The organism is Burkholderia sp. YHN3-13 (genome assembly GCF_055810675.1).
In genome coordinates this window covers 63,465-83,334 of record NZ_JBVVNQ010000005.1, presented here as the reverse complement: position 1 = coordinate 83,334, position 19,870 = coordinate 63,465, and the positions used below count along the sequence as shown (strand labels likewise).

Sequence of the window (19,870 nt, the reverse complement as noted above, 5' to 3'; positions counted from 1 at the left end):
AGGAGCAACGCATGACCCAGACCATGAAAGCGGCCGTGGTACACGCGTTCGGCGAGCCGTTGCGCATCGAGGAAGTCCCGATCCCTGCGCCGGGGCCCGGCCGGATTCTCGTCAACATCAAGGCGTCGGGTGTCTGCCATACCGATCTGCACGCGGCGGACGGCGACTGGCCGGTCAAGCCGTCGCTGCCGTTCATTCCGGGCCATGAAGGCGTGGGCATCGTTGCCGCGGTCGGCGCGGGCGTCACGCACGTGCGCGAGGGCGACCGCGTCGGCGTACCGTGGCTCTACACGGCATGCGGCCATTGCGAGTACTGCTGCACGGGCTGGGAAACGCTGTGCCACGGCCAGCAGAACACCGGTTATTCGGTGAACGGCAGCTACGCGGAATACGTGCTGGCCGATCCCGATTACGTCGGCCAGTTGCCCGCGCAGGTGGCATTCGACGAGATCGCGCCGATCCTGTGCGCAGGCGTCACGGTCTACAAGGGCATTCGCGTCACCGATACGCGCCCGGGCCAGTGGCTGGCGATCTCCGGCATCGGCGGTCTCGGGCACGTGGCCGTGCAATACGCGCGTGCGATGGGCCTGCACGTCGCGGCCGTCGACATCTCGCCCGACAAGCTCGCGCTGGCACGGCAACTGGGCGCGCAGCTGACGATCGATGCGTCGGTCGACGACCCCGCGAAAGTGATCCAGAAGGAAATCGGCGGCGCGCACGGCGTGCTCGTCACGGCCGTGTCGCGCAGCGCGTTCGCGCAGGCGCTGGGGATGGTCCGGCGCGGCGGCACGGTGGCGCTCAACGGGTTGCCGCCGGGCGATTTCCCGTTGCCGATCTTCTCGACCGTGCTGAACGGCATCACCGTGCGCGGGTCGATCGTCGGCACGCGGCGCGATCTGCAGGAGTCGCTCGATTTCGCGGCGGATGGCCTGGTGCGCGCGCACATCCACCGCGACCGGCTCGCCAACATCAACGACGTATTCGCGAAGCTGCGGGAAGGAAAGGTCGACGGACGCATCGTGCTGACCGACATGCAGTGAGGCCGTGACCCTGCGCGTGCCGCCGCGCGCCGACCGGCATCGTGCGGCGGCGCGGCGGTCAGCCTCGCATCACGGTGCGAAGAACACGTCGGTGCGGTTCGTCAGGTTGCCCGCGTTGGTCTGCACGAAGAACGGGTGGAACGACGATGACGGGAGCACGTCGAGCCCCTGGTAGTCGCCGATGAAGAATCCTTCGGCGTTGGGGGCGAGCTTCATGTCGAACGGGCCGCCGACGCGCCGCTCGTCGGCGAACGTCGTGCCGCCGTCATGTGAGATCTTGCGCCAGAAGCCGGTCGGCAGCGTCGTCGTGTTGCCGGCCTGCAGATCGCGGAAGTCGTAGTAGGTGACCATCACGGCGCCCGTGTTGTCGACGCGCACCGACGGATTGAACGCGGGGCGCCCGGTCGGCGTGTTCAACTGCTGCGGCGTGCTCCACGTCGCGCCGCCGTCCTTCGACGTCGAGACGGCGATCTCGTCGTACTTGCCGCCGTTGAAGCGGCTGTCCTGCCACACCACGTAGAGCTGCCCCGAGGCCGGATCGATCGCGGGTTCCGGAATGATGTCGCCGGTGCGCACGGGCTCGCCGGTGTTCGGGTCGGTGACGCCGACCGTCTGCAGCCCCGCGATCACCCGTGGCTTCGTCCACGTCGCGCCGTCGTCGCTCGACTGGATGAACGCGACCTTGCCGGCGGCCTTGCTGAACGGCGGCTGGATCAGGTCGAAGAAGTCGTAGAGCGTGCCGCTCTTCGGATCGACGACGATCTGGTTGCCGATCGTCTGCTGACGCGACGGCACGTTGACGATGACTTTCGCGGCGCTCCATGTCTTGCCGCCGTCGGTCGTCTTTGAGAACAGCGTCGGTCCGCGGAACGCTTGCGTATGCAGGTTCGCGTACGGGTTGCCGTTCGGCAACTCGAGGCGGTCCCACACCGCATAGGCGGTGCCGGCCTTCAAGGGGTTCGCCGTCACCGATTCCTTGTCGTTGAAGAACTGCGTCGTCGGCTCGTCGTTCGCGATCAGCACGGCCGGGCTGCTCCACGTCTGTCCGCCGTCGGTCGATACCGACGCGGCCACCGCGTTGGCGTTGTTCGACTGGTTGAACGAGATCGATACCGAATACGCGGTGCCGTCCGGCCCGAACGATACCCACGGATCGGACGCGCGCTCGTACTTCAGCCCGCCCGGCGCGCATGCGCTGAACGGCTGAGGCGTGCGGGCCCAGGTCGCGCCCGCGTCGAACGTGTAGCCGGCGACGAGCCCGTGGGCGCCGCCGTTCGACCAGCGGTCCTGCTGCCACACGCCGATCATGTTCGTCGGGTTCGCGGGGTTGACCGCGAGCCACGGCTCGACTTCGGCATTCACGTAGTTGGTGCCGGGGCCGCCGATGGTGCACGCGACGAACGGGCTCGGGCCGGACACGACGACAGGCTCGGCGTGCGCCGCGGCAGCGGCGGCCATCGCCATCGCGGCGGACAGGCGGGTGACAAGCGAAGGGGACACGATCGTGCGTCGCATGGACTGCTCCTCGTTGACGGGCGGTGGCGACGAGATGGCGCGCGCACGGCCACGCGTGCCGGGGCGCGGCGAATCGTGCCGCGCCCGCCGCTGCGTGCCGTTCAGGATGCCGCTTCAGTCATCGCGATCCGCGTGCGCTGGAATCCGCCAGCACATCGGTTAAGACTCCTCTTCATTTTCATTGCTTGTCGGGTGTGCCTGGGAGGTCGACTCGGCGGGAAGGCCGGTCCGGGCATGCGACGAATGTGTCGAGGTGGATTGCAATGTAGGTGATTCGAATGCCGCCCGACAGGCAGTTTTTTGTAACAGTAAGTAGCCGGAAAGCGTTGCCGGCGGTGTGTGCCGGCCACGCAAAATTTGCCGTCGCGACGGCATGGAAATCGAATCGATAACGCGAATCGCAATTGCTTCGATTGATGCCGGTGCGGCCCGGTGACGGACGGGGAGCGCGCCGTTCAGCGCTCGGCCGGAAACCGGTCCTGCAACGCGTGCAGCCAGCGGGCGACGACATCGAGTTCGTCGTCGGAAAACCCGTCGCACAGCTTGCCGTTCAGTTCGCGCAGCAGCACGCGCGCGCGCTTGAGCGCTGCGTGGCCGTCGTCGGTCAGGTACAGCCGCGTTGCGCGGCCGTCGTCCGAGTCGGCGTGACGCGCGATGAGGCCGGCCTTTGCCATGCGGTCGGCGAGGCCCGTCATCGCGGACGGCGCGAGTTGCAGCGCGGCGCCGACTTCGCCGATCAGCGCGCCGTCCTGCTTCGCGAGACAGAACAGCGCGCCGGCCTGCGCGGCGCTCGCGCGCGTCTCGGTTTCGGCCTTGCGGTCGATCCAGCGCTGCACGCGCCGCTGGCCGATGTTCAACATGAAAAAGAGTCGTCGGTCTTCGCTCAAGCTGGGTTCCCGGCTGCAATGGAAAGGGAGGGACGGCCCGCGGTGCGCGGCATGTCGAGTGCCCGCGCGAGCCAGTCGGCCACGTCGGGCCACAGCACGGTGCCGGGCCGGCTGCGAAAGAAGCCCATGTGCCCGACCGGGCCGCTGCCCGCCGCGTGCGGATCGATCTGGCGGCGTTCGACCTGTGCGCGGGTCAGATAGCTTACCAGCAGGCCGATCGCGGCCGGGTTCGCCCACGGATCGTCGTCGAAGCCGAGCGCGAGAATCGGCAACCGTTGCTTCGAGAAGCGCTCGGCCGCGCCGAGCGTCGGATCGTCGAAGAAATAATGCGGCAGCGTCGTCCAGCGGCTCCATTCGCGGAACACGCCGGCCGGCAGATCCTCGCCGAGCCCGAGCCGCTTGCCGGGTACGTAGCCGAGCAACATGGACGTCAGCGGGCCGAGCACGCGCAGGATCAGCCGCACCTTCACGCGTTCGGCCGCCCGCGCGATCAGCCGCGTGCTGCCCGCATGCGCGGCGACGAGCACCGCCGCGCGCAGGTGCGGCGTCGCGGCGGACAGTCCGATCGCATGCCCGCCGACACTGTGGCCGACCGCCAGCAGCGGCAGACCTTCGTACGCCTGCCGCGCCCATGCGGTCGCGGCGCCGACGTCGAGCTCCATCCAGTCGCGCATGCGCGAGCGCAGCGCGGCCAGGCGCGCGGGCCGCGACGCGCCGATGCCGCGGTAGTTGTAGGTCAGCGCCGCGAAGCCGCGTTCGGTCAGGAAGCGCGCGAAGCCCGCATACAGCCGTTCGGGCACGGCCGTTGCCGGATGGATCAGCACCAGCGCGCGCGGCGCGGCGTCCGGCGACCACAGCGTGCCGCGCAGCGTGTAGCCGTCGGCGGCGGAAAACTCGATGGGTTGGGAGGTCATGGCCGTGCTCGTTCCGGGTAGTTGTTTCGCATACGAAATATAGTCCTGGATTTATTTCGCGCACGAAATATCTATCGAGTAATCATTCGAACTGCGGACGGCGGACGGCGGACGGCGCCGGTCCGTGGCGAGCCCGGTGCGATTGCGCTCGCTTCATAAAATATTTGCATCTTTACAAAGCAGAATATTGCGTTTGTCTCATAAAGCAGATCGACGTATCGTCACCGGTTTCATCCGGTCCGCCTGTCGTTGCACTCGGCGGACGACGCGGCGCCGCCTTCGCGGGGCCGCCTGCCAACCTTCCGGGAGATCACGTTGTCGAGCCGAATCGTCATGGCGCTCTTGCTGGCGCTTGCCGCCCAGCCGGGCTTTGCCAAGGACACCGTCACGCTGCGCGTCGGTGAACAGAACTACTTCAACATCCAGGCGTCGATGGAGGCGTCCGGCGTGCTGAAGGACCTGCCTTACACGATCGAGTGGAAGCACTTCCAGGCCGCCGCTCCCGTCGCCGAAAGCCTGAACGGCAATGCGATCGACGTCGGCTTCCTCGGCGATTCCGCGCTGCTGACGCTGGCCGCGCGCGGCGCGCCGGTCAAGGTCGTCGCGGTATCGCGGCAAAGCCTCGACGGCGTCGCGATCCTCGTGCCGAAGGATTCGCCCGTGCGCACCGTGGCCGACCTGCAGGGCAAGACCATCGCCGTCTGGCGCGGCGCGTGGAGCCAGCAGCTCGTGCTGCGCGCGCTCGAACACGCGGGCCTGCGCGCCGATTCGGTCAAGTACGCGTACCTGATGCCGATCGATGCGACCAACGCGCTCGCGAACGGCTCGGTCGACGCCGTGTCGCTGTGGGAGCCGTTCGTCAGCACCCTCGCGCTGCGGCAAGGCGCGCGGACGGTGACGACCGCGCAGGGGTTGATGCCCGCGCTGAGTTTCGTCGCCGCGAACGAGCAGGCCGCATCGGGCAAGCGCGCCGAGATCACCGACTTCCTGCGGCGCGTGGTGGCCGCGCGTCAGTGGGTCGACAGCCATCCGCGCGAGTACGCGGACCTGTGGGCCAAGCGCGCGAAGCTCGAACCGGACGTCGCGTACCGCTGGCTGAACAACGCGAAGCAGCGCGTCGGCCCGGTCGACGAAACGGCCGCGAAGGACGCGCAGAATACCGCCGACTTCCTGCACAAGGCCGGCGTGATTCCGGTCGCGTACGACACGTCGAAACTGCTCGACCGCTCGTATGCGGGCGCATTCGCGGTGCCCGCGCAGAAGACGGCCGCCGCGCAGTGACCGTGCGGCCATTCCGGCGATTTTCCCGATTCCCGATCGATCCACCCAAGGACATTCCGACATGCCAGTCGACATCATCGGCATGATCACCGCGACGCCCGGCGCGGAGGTCGACGTACCGGGCGGCGCGGCCGTCCAGCCCGATTACGTGCGCCGCTTCGCGCAGGCGCACGAGGCGGCCGGCTTCGACCAGATCCTGGTCGGCCATTTCAGCAACGCGGCGGACGGCTTCGTCGTCGCGTCGTTCGCGGCCGCCGCGACCGAGCGCATCCGCATCCTGCTCGCGCATCGGCCGGGCGTGATCGTGCCGTCGGCCGCCGCGCGGCAGATCGCGACGCTCGACGTGTTCAGCGGCGGCCGGCTGGCGCTGAATGTCGTGTCGGGCGGCGACGACGCGGACCTGCAGCGCGACGGCGATTTCGTGCCGCACGATGCGCGCTACCGCCGCACCGGCGAATATCTCGACGTGCTGAAGCGGATCTGGCTGGCCGACGCGCCGGTCGATCACGACGGCACGTTCTACCGGCTGCGCGGCGCGTCGCCGCTCGTGAAGGGCACGCAGCGGCCGCATGTGCCGATCTATTTCGGCGGGTCGTCGCCGGCCGCGCTGGCGGTCGCGGGCGAGCATGCGGACGTCTACATGACCTGGGGCGAGCCGCTCGAAGCGGTGCGCGAGCAGATCGCGCGCGTGCGGGCCGCCGCCGCGCCGTTCGGGCGTGCGCCGCGTATCAGCGTGTCGTTCCGGCCGATCGTTGCCGATACCGAGGCGGCCGCCTGGGAGAAGGCCGAGGCGATCCGCGCGCGCGTGCGCGCGGCGCGGGTCGCGAACGGCCAGCCGATTGCCGGGCATGCGCCGCAGAATGCGGGCTCGCAGCGGCTGATGGCAGCGGCCGCACAGGGCGACGTGCTCGACGAGCGGTTGTGGATGGGGGTCGCGAACCTGACCGGCGCGCGCTGGAATTCGACCGCGCTGGTCGGCACGCCGGAACAGGTCGCGCGGGCGCTGGGCGCGTATTACCGGCTCGGCGTGTCGACGTTCCTGATTCGCGGGTTCGATCCGCTCGACGATGCGCTGGCCTACGGGCGCGACCTGATTCCGGCGATTCACGCGCATGTTGCGGAACTCGACCGGCATCAGGCAGCCGTGCCGGCATAGACGAACAGCCCGCACGTCGAATCGCCCCGGCAGGTCCCTCGCGGCATGCCGGGGCGATTGCATGGGCGGTTCAGAACGACGGCAACCCCGGCGGATTGGTTTCCGCGCGCGCGATCGCCTCGCTCTGCAACCCCCAACGCGCGAGCGCCTGCCCGTAACGACCGCTGCCGATCAGCGCATTCGTCGCGAGCGTCAGCGCCGGTGCGAGCCCGCTGCCGCGACGCGTCGCGATCGCGACATCGGCATTGGCCGGCCAGCCCGCATTGACAACGCCGACGCGGCGGATCTTGCCGCTGCGCGCGGCCTCGTACGCGAGCGACGCGTTCGGGTTCAGCTCCGCATCGGCGCGGCCCGACAGCAGCGCGACGCGCGCCGTCGCATCGTCGTCGAAGTAGAGCAGTTCGGCCGGCTTCAGCCCCTGCGCGACGTTGCGCTTGCTCCATTCGAGCAGGATGCGCTCCTGGCTCGTGCCGGCGCCGGTGATGATCCGCAGGCCCGCGACGTCCTTCGGCTCGGCGATCTTCGCGATCGGGCTGCCGGTGCGCACGTAGAAGCCGTGCAGCCCGAGCCGGTAGGTCGTGAAGTCGTATTTCTCCTTGCGCTTCTCGGTCACGCCCACATTCGAGATCACCGCGTCGTACTTGCCGGACGTCAGCCCGAGCGGCCAGTCGGCCCAGGCGATCGGCACCAGCACGAGCGTGCGGCCGAGCGCGTCGGCGACGAGCTGCGCGTAATCGGGATCGGCGCCGACCACGGTGCGCGCGTCGGTCGCGTAGGTCGACACGGGCGGCGCGTGCGGCGAAATCGCGACCGTGAATGCGCCGTCGCGCACCCAGCGGTAGGCGGCCGCCGCGCGGATCGCCGCGTCGTCGCGGTCCGCGCGCAGGCGGCCGGCCTGGCGCGGGTCGAGATCGGCGGTGGCCGCCGCCGCGTGCGCGGCCTGCCACGGCAGGACGGTCGCCGCGGCCAGCGCGGCGGTGATGAACTGGCGCCGGTCGGTCATCGTGCGGCTCCTTGCAGGGGGGACGCGGCGCGCATCACAGCACCCGCGACAGGAACGCGCGTGTGCGCGGATGGGCCGGCGCATCGAGCACGGCGGCCGGCGGTCCGGCCTCGACGATGCGCCCGCGCTCCATGAACAGCACGTTGTCGGCGACTTCGCGCGCGAAGCCGATCTCGTGCGTGACGATCACGAGCGTCGTGCCCGAGCGTGCGAGTTCCTTGATCACGTCGAGCACTTCGTTGACGAGTTCGGGATCGAGCGCCGACGTCGGTTCGTCGAACAGCAGCACCTTCGGACGCAACGCGAGCGCCCGCGCGATCGCGACGCGCTGCTGCTGGCCGCCCGACAACTGGCGCGGGTACGCGTCGGCCTTGTCGGCGAGGCCGACGCGCGCGAGCAGCGTGCGCGCGGTGCGTTCGGCATCGTCGCGCGTGACGCCGCCGACAGCAACCGGCGCTTCGATCAGGTTCTCGAGCACCGTCAGGTGCGGGAACAGGTTGAAGTTCTGGAACACCATGCCGACGGCCGTGCGCCGCTTCAGCACATCGCGCTCCTTCAGCTCGTGGAGCACGTCGCCGTCGCGGCGATAGCCGATCAGTTCGCCGTCGATGTCGATGTAGCCGTCGTCGACGCGTTCGAGATGGTTGATCGTGCGCAACAGCGTCGACTTGCCTGAGCCGGACGGCCCGACGATCGCGGTCACGCTGCCGCGCGGCGCGACGAACGACACGTTGTCGAGCACGCGCTGCATGCCGAACTGCTTCGATACACCGTGCACGGCCACTTCGCCGCCGGTGCGCGGCGCGGCGTCGGCAGCGGCATCGTCGCGGGTATCGCTTGCGGCCGGCGCGATCGCCGCCGCGCGGCGCGCCGCGGCACGCCGCCACAGCACGCCGATGCGCGCGAGCGCGAACGTGAGCACGGACGGCGGCGGATTGCGCAGCGCACCGCGCGCATAGTGCCGCTCGACCTGCACCTGGATCGCCGACAGCACGGTCAGGATGATCAGGTACCAGACGGTCGCGACCATCAGCAGCGGAATCACTTCGAGATTGCGGCGGTAGATCACCTGCACCGTGTAGAACAGCTCCGGCATCGCGAGCACGTACACCATCGACGTGCCTTTCGCGAGCGAGATCAGGTCGTTGAACGCGGTCGGCAGGATCGCGCGCATCGCCTGCGGCAGCACGATCCGTGTGGTCTGGCGGCCGCGCGGCAGCCCGAGCGCGGCCGCTGCCTCGAGCTGCCCCTGGTCGACCGCGAGAATGCCGCCGCGTATCACTTCCGCGGAAAAGGCCGCGTGGTTCAGCGTGAGGCCGAGCACGGCCGCGAGGAACGGGCTGATCAGGTCGGTGGTCGGCGCCTCGAACCACACGATGTCGGTGAACGGCACGCCGAGCCGCACGTGTTCGTACAGGTAGCCGAGGTTGTTCAGGATCAGCAGCAGCACGATCAGCGGAATCGAGCGGAACAGCCACACGAAGGTCCAGGCGCTGGCGGACAGCAGGCGCGAACGCGACAGCCGGGCCAGCGCGACGAACGCGCCGAGCGCGAAGCCGAACACCGCACCCAGCAGCGTCAGCAGCAGCGTGCGCGCGAGCCCCGACAGCACCGGCGGCGACAGGAACCATTCGGCGAACACCGGCCAGCCCCATTGCGGATTGCCGAGTATCGAATGCAGCGCGATCGCGATCAGCACCAGCGCGAGCACGGTGCCGGCCGTGCGCGACCGGTGGCGCGCGGGCACGATCCGCAAACGCGTGCCGGCGTCGCGCGCGCCGGGGGAAGAGAGCGGCGGCAGTGCGCCGCCGAGATGGGTCGTGTCGCTCATGTCGTTGGAAATCCTCGAGTCGTTGGGCAGGCGCGCCGCGCACGGGCGGCGCGGCGGCGTCAGGCGTGCGCTTCGGCCGCCGTTTCGTGCGGCGCGCCGGGCGCCGCATGGCGGCTAGCCTTGCGCGGCAGGCCGAGGTGGTCGCGCAGCGTCGCGCCGGGCAGGTCGCGGCTGTAGCGGCCGCGCGCCTCGAGCACCGGAATCACGAGTTCGACGAAATCGTCGACGCCCTGCGCCTGCACCGGAAAACCGAGGATGAAGCCGTCGCCGGCGCCCGCATCGTGCCAGCGGATCAGTTCGTCGGCGACATGCTCGGCCGTGCCGATGAAGTTCGGGCGCGGCGTGGCGACCGCGAGCGCGGTTTCGCGCAGCGACAGGCCTTTCCGCTTCGCGTCGGCCTTGATCCGGTCGGTGGTCGAGCGGAAGCTGTTGCGGCCGAGGTCGCCGAGTTCCGGGAACGGCGCGTCGAGCGCGTACTGCGTGAAGTCGTGGTGATCGAAATAGCGGCCGAGGTACGCGAGCGCCTCGTCGATCGTCAGCAGGTCGCGGATCGCCTGGTATTTGTCTTCCGCCTCGGCGGCCGTGCGGCCGACGATCGGCCCGACGCCGGGGAAGATCTTCACGTCGCCGGCTTGCCGCCCGTGCTCGATCGCGCTCTGCTTCACGCGCCGCGTGAACGCGGCCGTTTCCTCGATCGACGGCGAATGCGTGAACACGGCGTCCGCGTACTTGCCCGCGAGTCCGATCCCGGTGTCGGACGAGCCGGCCTGGAAGATCACCGGCTGCCCCTGTGGCGAGCGCTGGATGTTCAGCGGCCCCGCGACCTGGAAGAAGCGGCCGTGGTGGTTGAGCGTGTGGAGCTTGTCGCGATCGAAGAAACGGCCGGTCGCGCGGTCGCGCACGAATGCGTCGTCGTCCCAGCTGTCCCACAGGCCCTGCACGACGTCGAGGTATTCGTCGGCGATCTCGTAGCGCAGTTCGTGATCGGGATGCGCCTTGCCGAAATTCCTCGCGGTGCCTTCGAGCGGCGTCGTCACGACGTTCCAGCCCGCGCGGCCGCCGCTGATCGCATCGAGCGACGCGAGCTGGCGCGCGACCGTGAACGGCTCGCTGTACGACGTCGAGATCGTGCCCGCGAGCCCGATCTTCTTCGTCGCGACCGCCAGCGCCGACAACACGGTCAGCGGCTCGAAGCGGTTCAGGAAGTGCGGGATCGACTTTTCGTTGATGTAGAGGCCGTCCGCGACGAACGCGAACGCGATGCCGGCGGCTTCCGCCTTGCGCGCGACGCCGATCGCGAAGTCGAGGTTGATGCTCGCGTCCGGCGGGTTGCTCGGATGCCGCCATGCGTTCATGTGGCTGCCTGCGCCTTGCAGCATCAGGCCGAAGGGGATCGATCGTCGGGTCGTCATGGGAGCGTCACGCGTTCTGGTCAGGGGAGAGGTCGCGGTCGGCCGCGAGGGCCGCCTGCAACGGGGTGGCCGACAGCGCGCCGCCGAGCCATTCGGCCGACGCGAGCCGCGCCGCGTAGTCGGTCACCGGCGAATCGATCACGAATGCATCGACGTCGAGCCGCCGGCTCAACGCGTCGAGCGCGCGGTGGATGCGCTCGGGCGTATCGGCCAGCACGGTCGGGCGCAGTTCGTCGATCCGGTAGTCGGACGCGCCGCTTTGCCGCGCGAATTCGGCGGCCGCCTGCGCGCTGGCGAGGTTGAAGCTCTGCCCGCCCGCGAACTGCAGCTTGAAGATCTTCAGCGGCCCGATCAGTTGCTCGGCTTCGTCGCGCGTCGACGCGGCGACCGCATACAGCGCGACGAGCGGCTTCGTGCCGCCCGCGCCGCGGTATGCGTCGAGCGAGCGTTCGAGATTCGCATCGTCGCCCTTGAAATGGCCCGCGTAGCAGAAGCGCCAGCCATTGCGCGCGGCAAGCGCACCGCTTTCCGGCGAACCGCCGAGCAGGATGCGCTCGGGCGGCTGCGGCGCCACCGGCATCGCGACCGCGCCGGCGAGCGGATGATCTTCGGCGACGCCCCAGCCGAGAAACGCGTCGAGCTCCGCGAGCTGGCCCGCGAAGTCGGGCTTGCGCGCCTTGTCGTGAAACCACTGCAGCGCGCGTGTGGTCAGCGGCAGGCCACCAGGCGCCTTGCCGATGCCGAGATCGACGCGGCCGGGCGCGAGCGCGGCCAGCAGCTTGAACGTCTCGGCGACCTTGAACGGGCTGTAGTGCTGCAGCATCACGCCGCCCGAGCCGATCCGGATCCGGGACGTATGCGCGAGCAGGTGCGCGACGACGATTTCCGGTGCCGAGCTCGCGAAGCCCGGTGTGCCGTGATGCTCGGCGACCCAGAAACGCGCGTAGCCGAGCTGTTCGGCGCGCCGCGCGAGTGTGGTGGTGAAGCGCAGCGCGTCGGCGGCGGTCGCGCCGTCGGCGATCGGACTCTTGTCCAGCAGCGAAAGCGAATAAGACATGATGGGCGGCGTTCCTGCGTGAGCGTGGATGGGCGACGGTGGCGCGCGGCGTTCAGCTCTTCGGCAGCCCCGGCGGATTCGTGCGTGACTGATCGATCGCTTCGGACGCGAGGTTCCAGCGGTCGAGCACCTGCTGGTAGCGGCCGTTCTTGATCAGCCCGTTCAGCGCGACGGTCAGCGGATCGGCGAGGCCGCTGCCGCGACGCGTCGCGATCGCGATGTCGGCCGTACGCGGCCAGCCGCCGCTGATCGCGCCGACGAGCCGCGTCTTGCCTTGCTGCGCGCTCTGGTACGCGAGCACCGAGTTCACGCTGAACACCGCATCGGCCCGGCCCGACTGCACGGCGACGATGCGCATCGCCTGGTCGTCGTAGTACTGGATCTGCACCGGTTTCAGCCCGTGCGCGACGTTCTCGCGATCCCAGGCGAGCAGGATCTTTTCCTGGTTGGTGCCGGCGTCGGTCACGATGCGCAGGCCGGCGACGTCCTTCGGCTCGCGGATCGCCTGGATCTTGCTGTCGTTGCGCACGCAGAAGCCGACCTGATCCTTGCGATACGTCGAGAAATCGAGCTTCTGCTTGCGTTCCTCGGTGACGGTCACGTTCGAGATCACCGCGTCGACTTTCCCCGATTCGAGCGCGAGCGGCCAGTCGGCCCACGCCAGCGCGACGATCTTCAGCTTGCGGCCGAGGCTGTCGGACACGAGCTGGCCGATGTCGGCGTCGAAGCCGATCACCGTGCGCGCGTCGGTCGCATACGAGCTGATCGGCGGCAGGCTCGGCGCGATGCCGATCGTCAGCGTGCCGGGCTCCGCGAACTTGAACGACGCGGGCACCGCGCGCTCGACCGCCGCGTCGGCCGTGCCGCGCGGACGGCCGCGCTGCTCGGGGCTCAGGTCGAACGTCGCGGCGGCTGCCGCGGCAGCGAAGGCGGTGAGGCCGATCAGCGCGGCGGCCAGCGTGCGCACGGTGCGGGAAGAAAGCGGTACGGCTCGGTGCATGAAAACGTCCTGTGGTGGAAGGCGGAAGGCGAGAAATGAGGTGTCCGGCGCGGCGCCGTCAGCGCGGCAGCACCGGTTCGGGCACGGGCGCCCACAGGTCGGCGAGCGTCGAGGTGCGCGACGGATCGACGAGATCCTTGCCGAAGCGCAGGTGGAAATACGCTTCCGGGTCGATCGACGCATCGAACAGCCGCGTATAGCCGGTGCGGTCGTACAGCGCCCACGCTTCGGGCTGGCGAAAGCCGGTGGTCAGGTAGAGGCGGCGGTAGCCCTGCCGCGCGGCGCGCAGTTCGAGCGCTTCGACGATGCGTCGCGCGAGGCCTTGGCGGCGCAGGTCGGTGCGCGTCCAGATGCGTTTGAGTTCGGCGGTCTGCGCGTCGTAGCGCTTGAACGCGCCGCCGCCGATCGTCTCGCCGTCGCGCAGCAGCAGGACGAATGCGCCTTCGGGCGGCGCGAACAGGTCGGCCGGGTAGCGCGCGAGTTCGTCGCGCGCGGACGCGCGGCTGTCCGGGCGGTATGCGTCGTAACGGGTCGAATACTCGTCGATCAGCGCGTCGATCAGCGGTTGCGCGCGGACGTCGAGCGGCGTCGTGTCGATGATGCGGTCGTTCGTGGCCATGGGCATCGCGAAGGGCGCGCGATGCGGACGTTCCTGGCGGGGTGCGGGCACGCGGCCCGTCCGGTCTGTTCCGTTATCGCGGCGCGGTTGTCGTGATGGCGGCGGTTGCTGCGCATCCTGCGATGCCGGGGGCGCGCCGCCGCCGTTTCGAACACGTTAGCGGCGGGACGGGCAAAGGCGAACGAAGCAATTTCGATAAGGATTTCGCAGGCGGCGTCAGAAGGCTCGCAACCGGCGTGGGGTGGGGCAACCGGGTACTGCGCGAAGCCACGCCCGTTTGGCGGGTGACCGACGAACAGGAAAGCGGGGGATTTGCCGACAGGAGCAGGTGGCGTTTCGCCGCGATCGGCTTTCCGGGCGCCGATCTTGCCGGTAGTATTGCCCCATGCTCCCGCTATCGCCCGGCTTCTACGGCGCACGGCCAACCCATCCGTGACGAGGGCGGCAAGCTCTTTGAAGGTCAACAAACCGTTTCGACGATACGTGTGTTGGCGTGGGCCGGGACAACGGCATTGACGGGAATGCATCATGGCATCCGAGTGGAAGCACCGCGTCAGACTGTTTGCGCAGCGTTTCTGGCAGCCGACCAGCGCATGCATGACCTGCATGCCGGGAAGCTGGGGCAATATCATGAGCGTTGCCCACTGGACCATTGCCTTTCATACCGGCCTGCTTACCGGACTCCTGGCCGTCCTCCTGACTTTCACGCCCGCGGCGAAACTCTACGCGCACCGATTCGGCAACGCGCTGGTCGTCGGCATCCTGACGACGCTGGGCGACGCGTATTCGCACACGAGTCACTACCGCATCCCCTATGTCGAGCACATCCTGACGGGCGTCATTTCAGGGCTCTTGGCGCTGGCAGCCTCCTATCTCCTCGAAGACCGCGCGCGACGCCTTCGTGCGATTTGGGCGCGCGTTTTCGGATAGCTTGCGCGCCGGCATGCCGAACCTGCCCGGTCGAGCGGAGCGGCGCCGACCTGACGACACGGGTACCTGGCTGCCGTGCCGGTCCGAACGGCGTTCAGGGGCCGCTTGAACATGCGATATTCTTCAATGGCCGTCGCGCGCGGATGATCGGCCAGCGCGCGTGCCGTCCGTCCCTGTCAAGACGTGGCGGCAATACCGGCGCAGCCGAAAGGGCTGACTCAAATCCGGTCATGACCATTCCAACAAGGGCAAAACAATGAGGATTTCGAGCGATGGCCTGACCCGTCCAGCGCGGCTGCTGCGACTCGCTTCATGGGTGATTGCAATCGTCTTCGCCGTTTTTCTGAACATGCTCGGCAGTCTCGTGATTCGCGACATGGCGTTCGCCCCGAGCGGCGGGCCGCCCGTCATCGAGCAATTCGCCGATGCGCCGACGAAAGCGCGACTGGACGCGGCGCGGCGCGATCTGCAGGCCCGGCGCGACGCGCTCGCCGAGCAGGCGAGCACGATGGAAGTGGCGCGCGGCCGCGCCGCGAAGGCGTACGCGGCCGAGAAGGAAAGCTTCCGCAACTGGCTGGCAACCCGCTCGGCGACGGGAGACAGTGCGAGGGACCCGGACATTCTGGCGAGAACCCGCAAGCTCGATACGCTCCAGGCGGTGGTGACCAACTGGCAGCATCAGATCGACGCGATCGGCGACCAGCAACGGGCACTGGCATCGCGGCAGACTGAAGTCGACACGCAGATCGCCGACGCGGACGCCGCCGCCGAAAAGCGCTTCGACGCGGCGACCCGGCATTACGAGTTGCAGGTGTTCGGACTGCGGCTGGCGCTGACGCTGCCGATCCTGCTGATCGCGATCGGGTTGTTCATCCGCTACCGCAACGCGCGCTATTGGCCTTTCGTCTATGGTTTCGGCCTGTTCGCGCTGAGCGCGTTTTTCATCGAACTGGTCCCGTACCTGCCGAATTTCGGTGACTACGTCCGGGTCCTGGTCGGCATTGTGCTCACGGTATTCGCCGGTCTCTACATGATGAAGGCCTTTCAGCGTTATGCCGAACGCAAGCGGCTCGAACTGCAGCAGGACCAGGGGGAACGTGCACGGACGATCGGATACGAAAAGGCCGTTCGCTCGCTCGAGAAAAAGCGCTGCCCGTCATGCGACAAGCAATGGAATCTCGGCGGCGACGATGCCACGTTCTGCGTGCATTGCGGATTGCGGCTCTTCAACGTATGCGGATGCGGCGGCCGGAATTTCTATTTCTTCCCGCATTGTCATCAGTGCGGTGCGCCGCAGGGAAACACGTCGCCGGCGTCGTCCGATTGACGGCCGGCGTGCGGGCAACCCGCAATCGCAGCGGCGCCGACGCCGGCCGGCGGCTGCTTCGGCGCGCGGCCGACGAGCGTCGCCCCGCGACGGCGTTCAGGCCGCGGCCGCCCGCTGAATCGCGTCCTGCTGATCGCCACCCAGGATATCGACGAGATCGGTCAACATCCGCGCGAGTTCACCGGTCATCAGCGCGACGTCCGAGTCGAAGCGTTCGTCGTCGTTCTGGGCAGTGGGATCCGCGGCTTCCTTGATCACGTCGAGCGGCGTGACACGCTTGATCGTCAGCGACGGTGTCAGCACGAACGAGATCCTGTCGTTCCAGGTCATCGCGAGGCGCATGCACTGCTTGCCGGCCTCGATGTGCCGGCGCATGTCGTTCGTTTCCAGCGCGTGGCCGACGTATCGCACGGTGGCGCCGCCTTCGCCGGTCGAGCGCAGCTCGGCGTCCTGGTCCACGGTGAATCCGCCCGGCGCGTCCCCCGACAGCAGCCAATCCGTCATCGCGGCGACCGGCGACAGCGCCACCTGAACGCCGGCGAGCGGCAACTGATCGATCGATTTGACGAGCAGGCCGCGCACGTCGTCGGCGAGCGCCTGTGCTGCCGCATCGATGACGAGCCAGCCGTTCGCCGTATCGATCCACACGCGGGTGTCGCGGCGAATGGTGAACGCGCGCGGCAGCAGCTCGTCGGTGACCTGCTCCTTGAGTTCGCGCATCTGCTTTCGCCCGACCTTGAAGCCCTGCTGTTCCTCGACTTCAAGCGCCCGCGCCTTGGTCACCTGGTTGACGACGGATGCCGGGAGCAGCTTCTTTTCGGCGCGAAACACCAGCAGCATCTGCCGGTTGATCGAATACACGAGCGCGCCGTCGTCACGCGGCGACGCCCAGCCGTGGCGCTGCATCTCGAGGCTGTTGGCCGGCTGGAACGCGTGGGGCGCCAGCCATTTTTCCATCTGATCGGGGGTAACGGCCCAGGGCGCCGGAAGACGATGAAGCTGAAGGTTCTTGAACCACATAGGTGTACGGGCAAAGCGCGTCATTCTATATGACAGGGACGGCTTCAGCAGTGAGTAGCCGTCATCGCCCTCGACGGAAATGACGGCCGTCGGCCGGCGCGAAGCTGACGGGGGCAGTGCCGCTGGGCGATATGGGCTTCTGCGTCGGCCGCACCCTCAAGCCGCCGCGGATCGTCTTTTCGGCTCGGCGAGGTGCGCCAGTCCGAGGCCGTCGAGCACCTGCGCCTGAATCGAGGCCGATTGGGCATTGAGGGCGTCCGTACCGAATGACTGTCCGACGACCCAACGCGGTGGGCGCGTACCGTTTGCTTGTTCGACCAACTGCACGATCGCTTCGGCGACGTCGTGCGGATTCGGCGCGTCGTCGCTCGCGAACAGCGTCATCAGGGTCTCCACCATCTTGTCCGGAATCGCACCGACTTCACCGTAGCCGGGGGCGCGCGCGGCGTCGGAGGGCCGTTGCGCGCTCGCGAAGATATTCGTCGGATAGTTGCTGGGTTGAACGAGAACGACGTCGATGCCCAACGTCGACAACTCGTAACGATAGCTGTCGGTCAGCGCTTCAAGCGCGAACTTCGATGCGCCATAGAGACCGAAGAACGGAAACGTCACGCGGCCGAGTATCGAGCCGATGTTCACGATCAGGCCTTCGCCCTGTTTCCTGAAAGTCGGAAGTACTGCCCGCGACGTTCGCTGGATGCCGAATACATTCACGTCGAAGAGTGCCTGTACCTGCTTCGTCGTGAACGCCTCGGAAATACCCGCCGATCCGATACCGGCGTTGTTGACCAGGACGTCGAGATGCCCGGCATCGTCCAGCACGGAAGCGACGGCGCGCTCGACGGACGCGTCGTCCGTCACGTCGAGTTCGACGACGTGCACGCCTGTTGCCCGAAGGGCGTCGGCATGCGGCCGATTGCGGCCGGCGATGTCGCGCATCGACGCGAATACGCGGTGCCCGGCCGCCGAGAGCGTCTCCGCCGTATCGCGGCCGAAGCCGCTGCTGGCGCCGGTGATCAGAATGGTTTTGGACATGTCGAGTGTTTTCCAGCAAGGTTAGAGAGCCGCAACCGAATCGGCGTGAGCCTGTCCGATGCGGTTGAGATGAAACGTGCGACGTAATTGGAACCCCAGGCCCTCATACAGCCGAATCGCGGAAACGTTGTCGCTGAATACGTGCAGAAACGGTGTTTCGCCGCGCTGCCCGATTTCCCGTCGCAAGACGTTCACGAGCCGCCCGGCATGTCCGTTGCCGCGATGCGCGTCATCCACGCAAACGGCGCTGATCTCGACGTATCCGTCGATGCGCATGCGTTCGCCGGCCATTGCAACAAGACGCCCCCGTTCGCGAATGCCGATGTAATTGCCCGTTGCGACGGTCCGCTTGCCGAAAGGTCCCGGCTTGGTTCTCCGGGCCAGTTCGAGCATATCGTTCGCGTCGGCGGCGCCTAACCGAACGATTGCCTCGTTATCGCTCATTCCCGCATCGAGAGGCGAGGCGACCATTTGATGGATCACGCCCGCCTGCTCTGTTTGAAGTCCGTCGACCGGGCCAATCGGTTCGACGGATAGCAAGGCGAGTTGCTCGCGAGGCCGTAAGAGGGCTTGGAGCGCCCGGTATGCGGCGGGCGTTTCGGCGGCCAGCGCGGCAAAAGGCGCCACATCGGGATGGTATCGACGCGCGAGCGCGTCACCTTGTCCGAGGTGCGCCTGCTTCGTCGTGAGGGCCAACCAGACGGGATGGTCGAGGCCGACAGGTTCCGAACCGCTCATGCTTTTCCCCTTTGCCAGGCAGCTGGAATCTTCGCTGCAATGCTGTGCAGTCTAGGTTTTCCCCGGAAAGCGGGCTATAGTCGTAAATGACATTAATGGATGTGTTTACGACATGAGATTATCCATTCTGGCCCTTGAAGGGCTATTCGACACCGGCCTTACGGTGCTGCTGGATACCTTCGCGATGGCCAATGAACTGGCTGCTGCCCGGGGCTTTGCCGTGCCGCCCTTCGACGTCGGGGTAGTGGGCGTACGCAGACGCGTCCGGACCGCGCACGGACTGTCCATGCTGGCGGAGCCGGCAAGCAGCGTACGCCACGTCGACTGGGTGGTCGTGCCCGCGCCTGGCATCAGACAGCCGGAGCGCCTGATCGAGGCACTGGAGCGTCCGGATGTGCGCGATGCAATGGCGCACCTTCGGGCGTGGCATGCCGATGGCGTCGGCGTCGCCGCCGCTTGCATCGGTACGTTCGTGCTGGCGGAAGCCGGGCTTCTGGATCATCGCGAGGCGACGACCACCTGGTCGCTCTCGCCGTTCTTTCGTCAACGTTATCCGGCCGTGGACCTGAACGATTCGCGCATGGTCGTCGCTGCGGATCGTCTGGTGACGGCAGGATCGGCAATGGGGCATCTCGACCTTGCGCTGTGGTTGCTGCGTCAAGCGAGTCCCGAACTGGCCACGCTCGTTGCGCGTTTCATGCTGATCGACAAGCGTTCGTCACAGGCCGAATACGTCATTCCGGATTACCTTGCGCACGCGGATCCGCTGGTCGCTCGATTCGAGCGATGGGCTCGCGAGAATCTTTCCGTGGGTTTTTCGCTTCAGACGGCCGCCGCCGCCCTGGCCGTCGGGCCGCGCACGTTGCAGCGCCGTACCGAGGCGGTACTCGGGAAGTCGCCCCTGGCGTTTTTCCAGGATCTCCGGATCGAACGGGCGCAGCATCTCGTGTCGATGGGTTACGACCTGGAAAGGATCGCAAGCGAGGTCGGCTATGCGGATGCGGCGACGTTGCGGGCGTTGTTGCGCCGCAGGCTCGGCCGTGGGGTGCGGGAGATCCGGGCCAACAGCCGGCTGGGTCGTTGACCGTGAGGCGTCGACGAAGGC

The 19,870-nt window shown here is 67.9% G+C and carries 18 protein-coding genes; 6 read left to right on the top strand and 12 right to left on the bottom strand.

Annotated elements, in window-relative coordinates; translation table 11 throughout:
* Positions 1 to 11: 11 nt before the first annotated feature.
* Positions 12 to 1,040 (top strand): alcohol dehydrogenase AdhP, encoded by a 1,029-nt coding sequence (gene adhP, locus AC0KUR_RS14390; protein ID WP_059556564.1) that lies wholly within the window; start codon positions 12 to 14, stop codon positions 1,038 to 1,040.
* A 69-nt stretch (positions 1,041 to 1,109) separates the two neighbouring features.
* On the opposite strand, the gene AC0KUR_RS14385 is transcribed toward adhP, so the two are convergent.
* The 3 genes from AC0KUR_RS14385 to AC0KUR_RS14375 all read right to left on the bottom strand — a co-directional run bounded on the left by AC0KUR_RS14385 (position 1,110) and on the right by AC0KUR_RS14375 (position 4,356).
* A complete protein-coding gene (locus tag AC0KUR_RS14385; RefSeq protein WP_069704737.1) occupies positions 1,110 to 2,555 on the bottom strand; it encodes a sialidase family protein in 1,446 nt (481 codons plus the stop codon).
* 455 nt (positions 2,556 to 3,010) lie between these two features.
* The gene (locus tag AC0KUR_RS14380) at positions 3,011 to 3,442 is read right to left on the bottom strand and encodes a MarR family winged helix-turn-helix transcriptional regulator (protein ID WP_034191324.1); all 432 of its coding nucleotides are present in this window, start codon (positions 3,440 to 3,442) and stop codon (positions 3,011 to 3,013) included.
* Complete coding sequence (locus AC0KUR_RS14375) at positions 3,439 to 4,356, bottom strand: alpha/beta hydrolase family protein (RefSeq protein WP_069704738.1); 918 nt, start codon at positions 4,354 to 4,356, stop codon at positions 3,439 to 3,441. The genes AC0KUR_RS14380 and AC0KUR_RS14375 overlap by 4 nt, the downstream gene beginning before the upstream one ends.
* 333 nt (positions 4,357 to 4,689) lie before the next feature.
* On the opposite strand from AC0KUR_RS14375, the gene AC0KUR_RS14370 reads away from it, so the two are divergent.
* Positions 4,690 to 5,637 carry an ABC transporter substrate-binding protein gene (locus AC0KUR_RS14370; RefSeq protein WP_034191326.1) on the top strand — a complete coding sequence of 316 codons (948 nt, stop codon included), beginning with the start codon at positions 4,690 to 4,692 and terminating at the stop codon, positions 5,635 to 5,637.
* A gap of 61 nt (positions 5,638 to 5,698) precedes the next feature.
* Positions 5,699 to 6,793, top strand: a complete 1,095-nt coding sequence (locus tag AC0KUR_RS14365; protein ID WP_473376074.1) for an LLM class flavin-dependent oxidoreductase — start codon at positions 5,699 to 5,701, stop codon at positions 6,791 to 6,793.
* A gap of 70 nt (positions 6,794 to 6,863) precedes the next feature.
* Here AC0KUR_RS14365 and AC0KUR_RS14360 read toward each other — a convergent pair whose 3' ends face one another.
* Genes AC0KUR_RS14360 through AC0KUR_RS14335 form a run of 6 tightly spaced genes read right to left on the bottom strand, consistent with a single transcriptional unit; the run spans position 6,864 to position 13,715 of the window.
* The gene (locus AC0KUR_RS14360) at positions 6,864 to 7,796 is read right to left on the bottom strand and encodes an ABC transporter substrate-binding protein (RefSeq protein ID WP_059556561.1); all 933 of its coding nucleotides are present in this window, start codon (positions 7,794 to 7,796) and stop codon (positions 6,864 to 6,866) included.
* A gap of 34 nt (positions 7,797 to 7,830) precedes the next feature.
* Positions 7,831 to 9,627 (bottom strand): amino acid ABC transporter permease/ATP-binding protein, encoded by a 1,797-nt coding sequence (locus tag AC0KUR_RS14355; protein ID WP_082744612.1) that lies wholly within the window; start codon positions 9,625 to 9,627, stop codon positions 7,831 to 7,833.
* Between the two features lie 59 nt (positions 9,628 to 9,686).
* Positions 9,687 to 11,039, bottom strand: a complete 1,353-nt coding sequence (locus AC0KUR_RS14350) for an LLM class flavin-dependent oxidoreductase (protein ID WP_034191329.1) — start codon at positions 11,037 to 11,039, stop codon at positions 9,687 to 9,689.
* A 7-nt stretch (positions 11,040 to 11,046) separates the two neighbouring features.
* Complete coding sequence (locus AC0KUR_RS14345; RefSeq protein WP_473376073.1) at positions 11,047 to 12,096, bottom strand: LLM class flavin-dependent oxidoreductase; 1,050 nt, start codon at positions 12,094 to 12,096, stop codon at positions 11,047 to 11,049.
* Positions 12,097 to 12,148: 52 nt separating this feature from the next.
* Positions 12,149 to 13,096, bottom strand: a complete 948-nt coding sequence (locus tag AC0KUR_RS14340; protein WP_473376072.1) for an ABC transporter substrate-binding protein — start codon at positions 13,094 to 13,096, stop codon at positions 12,149 to 12,151.
* A 58-nt stretch (positions 13,097 to 13,154) separates the two neighbouring features.
* Complete coding sequence (locus AC0KUR_RS14335) at positions 13,155 to 13,715, bottom strand: GNAT family N-acetyltransferase (protein WP_034191332.1); 561 nt, start codon at positions 13,713 to 13,715, stop codon at positions 13,155 to 13,157.
* Positions 13,716 to 14,243: 528 nt separating this feature from the next.
* Here AC0KUR_RS14335 and AC0KUR_RS14330 point away from each other — a divergent pair.
* Entirely contained in the window at positions 14,244 to 14,645 is a 402-nt protein-coding gene (locus tag AC0KUR_RS14330; protein WP_049030614.1) for a hypothetical protein, read from the top strand.
* A gap of 256 nt (positions 14,646 to 14,901) precedes the next feature.
* A complete protein-coding gene (locus tag AC0KUR_RS14325) occupies positions 14,902 to 15,972 on the top strand; it encodes a hypothetical protein (protein WP_473376071.1) in 1,071 nt (356 codons plus the stop codon).
* A gap of 96 nt (positions 15,973 to 16,068) precedes the next feature.
* Here the strand turns inward: AC0KUR_RS14325 and AC0KUR_RS14320 are convergent, their stop codons facing one another.
* From AC0KUR_RS14320 to AC0KUR_RS14310, 3 genes are all read right to left on the bottom strand, one after another.
* A complete protein-coding gene (locus tag AC0KUR_RS14320) occupies positions 16,069 to 16,992 on the bottom strand; it encodes a recombination-associated protein RdgC (RefSeq protein ID WP_049030612.1) in 924 nt (307 codons plus the stop codon).
* Between the two features lie 156 nt (positions 16,993 to 17,148).
* The gene (locus AC0KUR_RS14315) at positions 17,149 to 18,027 is read right to left on the bottom strand and encodes an SDR family oxidoreductase (protein WP_185732937.1); all 879 of its coding nucleotides are present in this window, start codon (positions 18,025 to 18,027) and stop codon (positions 17,149 to 17,151) included.
* A 21-nt stretch (positions 18,028 to 18,048) separates the two neighbouring features.
* Positions 18,049 to 18,765: a GNAT family N-acetyltransferase gene (locus AC0KUR_RS14310; RefSeq protein WP_034191336.1), complete on the bottom strand. Its 717-nt coding sequence runs from the start codon at positions 18,763 to 18,765 to the stop codon at positions 18,049 to 18,051.
* Positions 18,766 to 18,877: 112 nt separating this feature from the next.
* On the opposite strand from AC0KUR_RS14310, the gene AC0KUR_RS14305 reads away from it, so the two are divergent.
* The gene (locus AC0KUR_RS14305; protein WP_473376070.1) at positions 18,878 to 19,849 is read left to right on the top strand and encodes a GlxA family transcriptional regulator; all 972 of its coding nucleotides are present in this window, start codon (positions 18,878 to 18,880) and stop codon (positions 19,847 to 19,849) included.
* Positions 19,850 to 19,870: the final 21 nt, after the last annotated feature.